This is a genomic window from Bradyrhizobium uaiense, from assembly GCF_010811875.1.
Lineage (GTDB): Bacteria > Pseudomonadota > Alphaproteobacteria > Rhizobiales > Xanthobacteraceae > Bradyrhizobium > Bradyrhizobium uaiense.
In genome coordinates this window covers 1-9,718 of sequence record NZ_VKHP01000314.1, presented here as the reverse complement: position 1 = coordinate 9,718, position 9,718 = coordinate 1, and the positions used below count along the sequence as shown (strand labels likewise).

The 9,718-nt window shown below is 65.1% G+C and carries 11 protein-coding genes; 2 read left to right on the top strand and 9 right to left on the bottom strand.

Annotation, left to right across the window (positions count from 1 at the left end):
- Window positions 1-216: 216 nt before the first annotated feature.
- Window positions 217-810 (bottom strand): YceD family protein, encoded by a 594-nt coding sequence (locus tag FNJ47_RS41620; RefSeq protein WP_163162038.1) that lies wholly within the window; start codon window positions 808-810, stop codon window positions 217-219.
- A complete protein-coding gene (locus FNJ47_RS41615; protein ID WP_163162036.1) occupies window positions 807-1,358 on the bottom strand; it encodes a ubiquinol-cytochrome C chaperone family protein in 552 nt (183 codons plus the stop codon). Before FNJ47_RS41615 ends, FNJ47_RS41620 begins: the two co-directional genes overlap by 4 nt.
- Before the next feature lie 134 nt (window positions 1,359-1,492).
- Here FNJ47_RS41615 and FNJ47_RS41610 point away from each other — a divergent pair, with 134 nt between their 5' ends.
- A complete protein-coding gene (locus FNJ47_RS41610; RefSeq protein WP_430649471.1) occupies window positions 1,493-1,972 on the top strand; it encodes an outer membrane protein assembly factor BamE in 480 nt (159 codons plus the stop codon).
- A 223-nt stretch (window positions 1,973-2,195) separates the two neighbouring features.
- Window positions 2,196-3,137, top strand: coding sequence for a Bug family tripartite tricarboxylate transporter substrate binding protein (locus FNJ47_RS41605; RefSeq protein WP_236000427.1), 942 nt, complete (start codon window positions 2,196-2,198; stop codon window positions 3,135-3,137).
- Between the two features lie 12 nt (window positions 3,138-3,149).
- On the opposite strand, the gene FNJ47_RS50050 is transcribed toward FNJ47_RS41605, so the two are convergent.
- The 7 genes from FNJ47_RS50050 to ribD all read right to left on the bottom strand — a co-directional run.
- Window positions 3,150-3,305 (bottom strand): hypothetical protein, encoded by a 156-nt coding sequence (locus FNJ47_RS50050; protein ID WP_016844991.1) that lies wholly within the window; start codon window positions 3,303-3,305, stop codon window positions 3,150-3,152.
- A gap of 149 nt (window positions 3,306-3,454) precedes the next feature.
- On the bottom strand, window positions 3,455-5,575 hold the full coding sequence (locus FNJ47_RS41600; protein ID WP_163162030.1) for a sodium-translocating pyrophosphatase: 2,121 nt from the start codon (window positions 5,573-5,575) through the stop codon (window positions 3,455-3,457).
- Window positions 5,576-5,793: 218 nt separating this feature from the next.
- On the bottom strand, window positions 5,794-6,795 hold the full coding sequence (gene thiL / locus FNJ47_RS41595; protein WP_163162028.1) for a thiamine-phosphate kinase: 1,002 nt from the start codon (window positions 6,793-6,795) through the stop codon (window positions 5,794-5,796).
- Between the two features lie 148 nt (window positions 6,796-6,943).
- On the bottom strand, window positions 6,944-7,438 hold the full coding sequence (gene nusB, locus FNJ47_RS41590; RefSeq protein WP_163162026.1) for a transcription antitermination factor NusB: 495 nt from the start codon (window positions 7,436-7,438) through the stop codon (window positions 6,944-6,946).
- Between the two features lie 2 nt (window positions 7,439-7,440).
- Window positions 7,441-7,932, bottom strand: a complete 492-nt coding sequence (gene ribH, locus FNJ47_RS41585; protein WP_163162024.1) for a 6,7-dimethyl-8-ribityllumazine synthase — start codon at window positions 7,930-7,932, stop codon at window positions 7,441-7,443.
- Window positions 7,933-8,156: 224 nt separating this feature from the next.
- Entirely contained in the window at window positions 8,157-8,765 is a 609-nt protein-coding gene (locus FNJ47_RS41580) for a riboflavin synthase (protein WP_163162022.1), read from the bottom strand.
- Window positions 8,765-9,718: bifunctional diaminohydroxyphosphoribosylaminopyrimidine deaminase/5-amino-6-(5-phosphoribosylamino)uracil reductase RibD (ribD, locus tag FNJ47_RS41575; protein ID WP_163162020.1), on the bottom strand; the 954-nt coding region annotated here is incomplete at its 5' end. The genes FNJ47_RS41580 and ribD, both read right to left, overlap by 1 nt.

Genomic DNA, 9,718 nt, shown 5'->3' with positions numbered 1-9,718 from the left:
GGGCCGCGACAATAGCGTGTCCACGGTCCGGCACAACCTCTTGACCGCAAAGGATGGGCTCGCCGAACCGTCACACACTGCGATCGAACAATACCATAAACACATTGTATTTCAATGTATTATGGAAGTTATTTGAAGTTACGCCGGACACCGCTCGCGCAAGCCTGCAGACAAGCCATCCCCTCAAATGTTGGCGCGAGCTGCCCTCAATTGCCCTCAATTCCCCTTGGGCTTCTTGCCGTTGGCCTTGTCCTGCAGCGCCTTCAGCGCGGCGAAGGGATGATTTTCCGGATCAGGCGCTTCAACCTGTTGTTCAAAGACCGCATCCGCCCTGCGCGGATACGGGTCTATGCCGAGAAACAGCGCATCGGTGGCGAGCCGGCCGAGATCGATGAAGCCGCCGACGATCGGCTCCGGCGGGTCCGGCGTTTCCTCATCGCTGTCGTCGGCGTCGTCGACCAGATCGGCCATCTCGGGAATCTGCTCGGGCGGCGCGAACACCACGTCGATCGGCTCGTCGATCTCGTTCTCGATCGGATCGAGCGTCACCACGCAGGTCTGCCCGATCCGGGCCTGAACGCGGCCGGTGATGTGGTAGCTGCCGTCGCGCTTGGGCTGCAGATCGAACTCGGCATGCGCAGAGATGACTTCACGCAGCTCCGCGACCTCGGCCATTGCCTTGCGCGCTGCCTCGTCGGCCGAGATCTCACGATGCAGGCCGGTCTCGGGGATCTGCGCGACATTGACCAGCACGCGCCAAGGGTCGCGGTTACGCGGTGCATCGGGCCGTCCTGTGGTGTCGCTGGTCATGCCGGGGTCCCCGCAACCTGCGGCGCGGGAAACCGCCACGCGCCCTTGGTCAGCTCCGCGAGGTCGGCCTGCGCCAGCACCGCCATCGCCTCGCGGGCATAGGCGGCCAGTTCGCGCGCCTTGTCGATGTGCTGGCCATTGAGGATGTTCTTGCAGAACGACTGAGCCAGGGCCCCCTCGCCATCGGTCAGCGCCAGATCATAGGCTGCGGTACGGCCGTAAAAGGCCTCGCCGAACGCCTGCATGCGCTTGGGCACCGTGAGGTCGCCGACGCCCATTTCCCTGAGATTGTCGTCCATGTCGATGCAGAAATGGTCGAAAAGGGCCTGCGACAGCTCCACGCCGCCCTCGACGGATTTGAGTCGCCGCAGCACCAGCCACAGATGCATCAGAAGCAGGTCAAAACGGCCATTAACCGTGTCCGGAACGCCCAAGTCACGGTAAAACAACGGTTCTCGCGCCTGCGTCACGATCATGCCATAGATGGTCTCAATGGTGCTGCGCGCGGGCACCCGGGGTTTTCTGAAGTGATTGAACGGCCAAAGCATGACGGGTTCCGGCTGCCGGTCCCCAAAAGACCCTGTTGAGGGGTCGCCCGTGGCGCTCGGCATGATTGCAATCCATTGAGCTGCCCGGTACGTCAATGCCCCGGCCGATGCAAGAGGACGGATCAGTTCCGGCGATGAACCACACCCTTCCAAGACAGTCTCGCGTGGCTTCCGCGCGCGGGTTCCTTTCGCGCTTCCGTGCCATCGCGGTCGTTGGCCTCGTCTGCTCCGCGGCGCTCGCCGGCTGCACCGGCGAGCAATTCCAGAAGGGCTACATCCTGCCCGATGGGGCGCTCGAGCAGATTCCGATCGGCGCGAGCCAGGATCAGGTGTTGATCGTGCTCGGCACGCCGTCGACGGTGGCAACGCTGGATGGTGAGGTGTTCTACTACATCTCGCAACGGACCTCGCGCCCGGTCGCCTTCATGAACCAGCACGTGGTCGACCAGCGCGTGATCGCGGTTTACTTCGACAAGAACCGCCAGGTGCGCCGGCTCGCCAATTACGGCCTGAAGGACGGCAAGATCTTCGACTTCGTCAGCCGCACCACGCCGACGTCGGGCCAGGAAATGTCTTACCTGACACCGCTGTTCAAGCTGCTGAGCTTCAACTAGAGCGTCTTCGAACGAAGCGGATTCCGGTTCGCGTGAAGATTACGCGTCAAACCGGAGCCTGATACTCAAGCTGCGCCAAGTTGCCGCGCTTGCCCGACGGGCAAGCGGTCCCCTACGCTTGCTCACAAACAAGAGAGTCTGAGCAGGGGGCAAGCGCGTGAGAGCCTAGAGATTTTCCCGTCGTACGGTATTGTCGGGCGCGGCTGCATTGTCGGCTGCATCGATGCTGCCGCGTGCCAGTCTCGGCGCCGGTGACTGGCGGCCGACCGAGACGGTTCGGATCATCGTGCCGGCCGCGGCCGGCGGCTCGACCGACGTGATGGGGCGTTTGCTGGCCGCGCATTTGCAGCCGCTCTGGGGCCAGTCGGTGGTGGTGGAGAATCGCTCCGGCGCCGGCGGCACCATCGGCACGTCAGAGGTCGCGCGCAGCAAGGGTGACGGCCACACCATCCTGATCGGCAATCCCGGCCCCAACGCGATCGCCTACAGCATCTTCCGCAACCTGACCTACAAGGCCGACCAGTTGCAGGCGGTCTCAAACATGATCCGGATCCCGAACATCGTCTCGGCGCATCCATCGACCGGCATCAAGTCGATCCCCGAACTGATCGCCTATCTGAAAAAGAACCCCGACAAGCTCACCTACGGCTCATCCGGCACCGGACAGAGCCCTCACCTCACCGGCGCCTGGTTCCTGCAACTCACCGGCCTGAAGATGACGCATGTCCCGTTCCGCGGTGCCGGCCCCGCATTGCAGGCGGCGCTCGCCGGCGACATCCAGATCCTGTTCGACAACCTCTATCCCTCGCTGCCGCAGGTGCTGGACGGCAAGCTCAACGGGCTCTGTGTCACCACGCCCGAGCGCAGCGAGTCCGCGCCCAATCTGCCGGTCATGCGCGAGGGCGCGCCGGAGCTCGCCAAGTTCGACGTCGCGTCCTGGTTCGGCGTGTTCCTGCCGAAGACGGCGCCCGCGCCTGTCGTCGACGAGCTGAACCGTCAGATCAAGACGATGCTGGCGCGCGACGACGTCAGGAAGAACATCAGCGGCATGGGCGCGCGCGCCGACTACGGCACGCCGCAGCAATTCTCCGAATTCGTCGATGCGGAGACGAAGAAGTTCGCCGCCATCATCGAGAAGGAAGGGCTCCAGATGGAGGTCAAGTGACAGCCTCTGTCACTACGACGACTTGTTGATCTTCTTGACCTTGGCGTCGGTTGCTTCGATCGACATCGCCAGTTCCAGGATCGCCTTCGACAGCAGCTCGATGGCCTCCTTTTGATCCTGCGACTTGGAAGCGCGGAGCGCATAGTTCCGTGCGGATGAGAGCGACATCGATTGATCTCCGTGTTGTTCGCGTCTGATTCTCGGCGGATATCGTTGGCGGAAAGCCGATCAATTCGGCAGTACACCGAACGAAGTCCATGCAAAACAAAAACCCCGCGGCTCACACCGCGGGGTTTTGCATTCGTTCGTGTCGCGGCTCAGTGCGCCAGGATCGCCAGCAGCAGCAGCGCCACGATGTTGGTGATCTTGATCATCGGGTTTACCGCCGGACCCGCCGTATCCTTGTAGGGATCGCCGACGGTGTCGCCGGTCACCGCGGACTTGTGGGCGTCAGAGCCCTTGCCGCCGTAGTGGCCGTCCTCGATGTACTTCTTGGCGTTGTCCCATGCGCCGCCGCCCGAGGTCATCGAGATCGCGACGAACAGGCCGGTGACGATGACGCCGAGCAGCATGGCACCGACTGCGGAGAATGCCGCCGACTTGCCGGCCGCGCCGCCGCCCGCGATCGCATAGATCACGAAGTAGACGACGATCGGCGACAGCACCGGCAGCAGCGACGGGATGATCATCTCCTTGATCGCAGCCTTGGTCAGAAGATCGACCGCCTTGCCGTAGTCGGGCTTGTCGGTGCCCTGCATGATGCCGGGCTTCTCGCGGAACTGACGGCGCACTTCCTCGACGATCGCGCTGGCTGCACGGCCGACCGCGGTCATGCCCATCGCACCGAACAGATACGGCAGCAGGCCGCCGAACAACAGGCCGACAACCACGTAGGGGTTGTTGAGCGAGAAGTCCGGGTTGACGCCCTTGAAGTAGGCATGGGCGTTGGAGTCGCTGATGAAGAATTTGAGGTCCTGGTTATAGGCCGCAAACAGCACCAGCGCACCGAGACCGGCGGAGCCGATCGCGTAGCCCTTGGTCACCGCCTTGGTGGTGTTGCCGACCGCGTCGAGTGCGTCGGTCGACTTGCGCACTTCCTTCGGCAGTCCCGCCATCTCGGCGATGCCGCCGGCATTGTCGGTGACCGGGCCGAAGGCGTCGAGCGCGACGATCATGCCGGCCAGCGCCAGCATGGTGGCGGTCGCAATCGCGATGCCGAACAGGCCGGCCAGGCTGTAGGTGACAAGGATGCCGGCGATGATGACGATCGCGGGCAGCGCAGTCGCCTCCATCGAGACCGCCAGGCCCTGGATCACGTTGGTGCCGTGACCGGTGACCGAGGCCGCCGCAATCGACTTCACCGGACGGTAGTCGGTGCCGGTGTAGTATTCGGTGATCCAAATGATCAGGCCGGTGACGATCAGACCGACCACGCCGCATTCGAACAGCGCCATGCCGGTGAACTCGGCGCCTTCGAGCTTGCCGAAGCCGATCAGCCAGTTGATGACGGCCGCGACACCGACCAGCGACAGCACGCCGGTGGCGATCAGGCCCTTGTACAGCGCCCCCATGATCGACTGGCTGGCGCCGAGCTTGACGAAGAAGGTACCGATGATCGAGGTGATGATGCAGATGCCGCCGATCGCGAGCGGCAGCGTCATCATGTTCACCAGGATCGAGGTCTTGGCGAAGAAGATCGCCGCGAGCACCATGGTGGCGACCGCGGTCACCGCATAGGTCTCGAACAGGTCCGCCGCCATGCCGGCGCAGTCGCCGACATTGTCGCCGACATTGTCGGCGATGGTGGCCGGGTTGCGCGGATCGTCTTCGGGGATGCCGGCCTCGACCTTGCCGACGAGGTCGCCGCCGACGTCAGCACCCTTGGTGAAGATGCCGCCGCCGAGACGGGCGAAGATCGAGATCAGCGAGGCCCCGAAGCCGAGCGCCACCATGGCGTCGACCACGGTGCGGCTGCCGGCTTCCAGCCCAAGGAACTTGACCAGGATCATGAAGTAGATGGTGACGCCGAGCAGCGCCAGACCGGCAACCAGCATGCCGGTGATCGCGCCCGCCTTGAAGGCGAGCTCGAGGCCGCCGGCGAGCGAGGTGGTCGCCGCCTGCGCGGTGCGGACGTTGGCGCGCACCGAGACGTTCATGCCGATGAAGCCGGCCGCGCCCGAGAGGATCGCGCCGATCGCAAATCCGAGGGCCACGAGCAGGCCCAGGAAGTAGGCCAGCAGCAAGAAGATCACGATACCGACCATGCCGATCGTCGTGTATTGCCGCCGCAGATAGGCTTGTGCGCCCTCGCGCACCGCGCCCGCGATTTCCTGCATGCGCGGATTACCCGCATCCGCGTTCAAGACCGACTGCGTCGCCCAGATCGCGTAGACGATGGAAAGCGCCCCGCAGAGCACAATCAACCATAAAGCTGTCATGTTGCCTCAGATCCTTGATGTAACCCCCGCGCCTATTTGTGCCGCTAGGGGGCGGCAGGCGCTTATTTTCCGAGGACAACCCTCCCCAAAAACGGATTGCCTCAAATCGGGCGCGACCTTGCCAAAATCGTTACCGCTGTGCAACGCCACCTGTGGCCGAAAACGCCGATATCGGCAGCTATTTAGAAGGAAAATCGGCGCCGTCGGGCGCGGCAATTCTAGAAATGGCTATAGGACAGCCGCTTCAGCGCCAGTTCCCGGCCCTGCCCGTCGAGGAAGCTTGGCGGCGACGAACCTGCAATGAGACCGCCGATTGCGGTCACCGCGACCTTGGCCTGCCGTGCCTCGCCCAAAAATGCGTCCGCGCGATCGCCGGGGACCGCGCACAGCAATTCGTAGTCATCGCCGCCGGCCACCAGGGTCTCGAACCCGATTGCCTTGCGCGCGAGCAGCCCCGCGGCCACAGATGACAACGGGATGCTCGGCAGGTTGATCACGGCGGTCACACCGCTGGCTGCACACAGCTTGGCCAGATCGCCGGCGAGACCGTCGGATACATCCATCGCCGCGCTGGCGTGGCTGCGGACAGCGTTGGCAAGTGCGTTGCGCGGCTGCGGAATACGGTAGCGGGCGGCAAGAAAATCCCGGCCGGCCGCATCCTCTGCCAGATCAGCCGAGACCGGACCGCTCCGGAGCACATCGAGACCGAGCGCGGCATCGCCGATCGTGCCGGTGACGAACACGCGGTCACCCGCCTTTGCCCCCGCGCGATGCACCATCTTGCCCCGAGGCACCCGGCCGAACGCAGTGATCGCGATCATCAGCGGCCCCGGCGTCGAGACCGTGTCGCCGCCGAGCAGCGGGCAACCGAAATGGCTGGCATCCTCGCCGAGCGCCCCGGCGAACGGCTTCAGCCAGGTTTCATCGGCCTTGCGCAGCGCCAGCGTCAGCACGAAGCCCGCCGGCGCCGCCCCCTTGGCTGCGATGTCGGAGAGGTTCACCCGCAACGCCTTGCGCGCCAGCGTGTCCGGCGGATCATCGGGGAGGAAGTGCACACCCTCGACGATGGCGTCCGTGGTGACCACGATGTCCTCGCCGGCCGCCCTCAGCGCGGCGGCGTCGTCGTCGAGACCGAACGCGCCCGGATCGGTCGCCAGCGGCTTGAAATAGCGGGCAATCAGGGAATCTTCGCCGGAGGTCGGTTTGCTTGCTTCGGTCATCAACCCGTCATCCTGAGGTGCGAGCGAAGCGAGCCTCGAAGGATGCCCGGCCCGGTTCAGCCACCGAGCCACGCCGCCACCCTTCGAGGCCTCCGCTTCGCTACGGCACCTCAGGATGACGGCTACGGCAAGAGCCGTCGCCTAAGACTTAGCTCCGCACAAACTCGTCGCCGCGGAACTGGCGCGCGATCTGGTCGAGCACGGCGTTGACCATGCCGGTCTCGTCCTTCTCGACAAAGGCATGCGCGACGTCGACATATTCGGAAACCACCACGCGGCCCGGCACGTCCTTGCGATGCTCGAGTTCGTAGGACCCTGCCCGCAACACCGCGCGCAGGATCGCGTCGATCCGCTTCAGCGGCCAACCCTTCGACAGCGCCTCGTCGATCAAGGGATCGAGCTTGGCCTGGTCGCGCACCACGCCGGAGACGACATCGCGAAAGAATGCCGCTTCCGCCGGCAGATATTTCTCGCCCTCGACCTCGTTGCCGAGCCAGTGGCTCTCGAACTCGGCGAAGATGTCGTTGATGCCGGCGCCGCCGATATCCATCTGGTAGAGCGCCTGCACGGCGGCGAGCCGTGCCGCACCGCGCCGGTTGGCTTTGCGGTCGGGGGTTTTCGCAGGCTTCTTGGTGTCAGCCATGGTCAGGCCTTTGCCAGGCGGCGTTTGATCCGCAGCATCGCGATCGCCGCGCGCGCCGCGTCGCCGCCCTTGTTCAACTCGCTGGCGCGCGCCCGCGCCCAGGCCTGCGCCTCGTTGTTGACGGTGAGGATACCGTTGCCGAGCGGGAATTTCCGGCTCACGGCCAGATCCATCAAGCCGCGCGAGGATTCCTGCGAAACGATCTCGAAATGGATGGTGTCGCCGCGCACCACGCAGCCGAGCGCAATCGCGGCGTCATAGGGCTTGCCGTTCGCTGCCGCGGCATCGATTGCGATCGCGATCGCGGCCGGAATCTCCAGCGCGCCCGGCACCGTGAGCACGTCGTGGCTGGCGCCGGCTATCTTCAGCTCGGCCAGTGCGCCTTCCAGCAGCGCATCCTGGATGTCGTCGTAAAACCGGGCCTCGACGATCAGCACGCGTGCGCCTGTGATGTCGGTCTGGTCCTTCAGGGGTGCGCGCCGCGCGTCAGCCATCTGCGTATCCACTTCAATTTGTTGACATTCATCGATAACGTTGCATGTCAACGTTTCGCGAGTTTGTAGTCGCCCCAACGACTGAAGCCAAGCAGGAATGCTTCAGACATCGTCATTCCGGGATGGTCCGCAGGACCGGACCGCAGGTGCACAATAGTGCACCGGGGAATCTCGAAATTCCGGGCTCGATGCGTGCGCATCGCCCCGGAATGGCGGCTACGCCGTCATTTCATCTCCGACAGCCTTGCCGCGTAGCGGGCCATCAGATCGACCTCGATATTGACCTCGCTGCCAGCCCTCCAGCCGCTCAGGGTGGTGACGGAAAGCGTGTGCGGGATGATCAGCACCGAAAATGTCACGTCGTCGACCGTGTTCACGGTCAGCGACACGCCGTCCAGCGTGATCGATCCCTTGGCTGCGATGAAACGCGCCAGCTCGCGGGTGGTTTTGAGCTCGAAGCGCGCCATGTCGGGCAGGTCGTCGCGCTTGACGATGGTGGCAATGCCGTCGGCATGCCCGGCCACGATGTGACCGCCGAGCTCGTCGCCGATCTTGAGCGCGCGCTCGAGGTTGAGCCGGCCACCCTGCCCCCAATGCCTGGCGGTGGTCATGCCGAGCGTCTCGGCCGCGGCATCGACATCGAACCAGGTCTTGCCGTCGGCGGTGCCGGAGGCGACCACGGTGAGGCAGACGCCGTTGCAGGCGATCGAGGCGCCGTCGGCGATCGTGGTCTGGTCGTAGTCGCAGGCAATCCGCATCCGGTGCAGCTGTCCCTGCGCGACCGGCTTCAGGCTGGTGATCTCACCGATATCGGTGACAATTCCGGTAAACATTACGCACGCTCGTAGATGTTGAGACTGTCTTTGCCGAGGGTTTCGCTAGCACGAACCCGAAACGCGGGCGACTGCGTGATTGCGTCGAGCGGCATTGCGTCCAGCGCGGGAACGCCACCGGCACCGATCGCATCAGGTCCGCGCAGCAGCCAGATTTCATCGACGAGGCCGGCCGCAACGAAAGAATTTGCCACGCGCGCGCCGCCCTCGACCAATAGCCGCGTCGTCCCCTTCTCCGCCAGCGCATGCAAGACGGCCGGCAGGTCGAGCCCCGCGGGCGCGCCGGCCGCAACGCGGATCACCTGTGCGCCGGCGGCGCCAAGCTTCACCGCGGCAGGCGCTTCCGCCATGTCAGATGTCATCACCCAAAGCGGCGTCTCGCGCGCGGAATGCACCAGGCGGCTGTCGCCCGAGATCCGCAGCGCGCGGTCGAGCACGACGCGCACCGGCGAGCGTTCCGCCATGCCGGGCAACCGGCAGGTCAAGAGCGGATCGTCGGCCTGCACCGTGCCGATGCCAACCAGGATCGCGTCGCACTGCGCGCGCAACAGATGCACGCGCGTTCGCGCCGCCTCCCCGGTGATCGCAACGGGTTTATGGCCGCTGGCCGCGATCTTGTCGTCGGCGGACACGGCGAGCTTGAGGATGACGTGCGGGCGCTTGTCCGTGATGCGGCGGAAGTGTCCGGCATGGTCGCGCGCGGCCTCCGCCGCACACGGCCCGACATCGACCGTGATGCCGGCGGCGCGCAGCCTGGCGTGCCCCTTGCCGCCGACGTCCGGATTGGGGTCCTCGATCGCCGAGACCACGCGGGCGAGCCCCGCCGCCACGACGGCGTCGGCACAGGGCGGCGAGCGGCCGAAATGCGAACAAGGCTCGAGCGTGACATAGAGCGTGGCGCCGCGCGCCGCCCTGTGCCGACGCCGTCGTGGCGGCGGGGCTCGCCCGCGTGG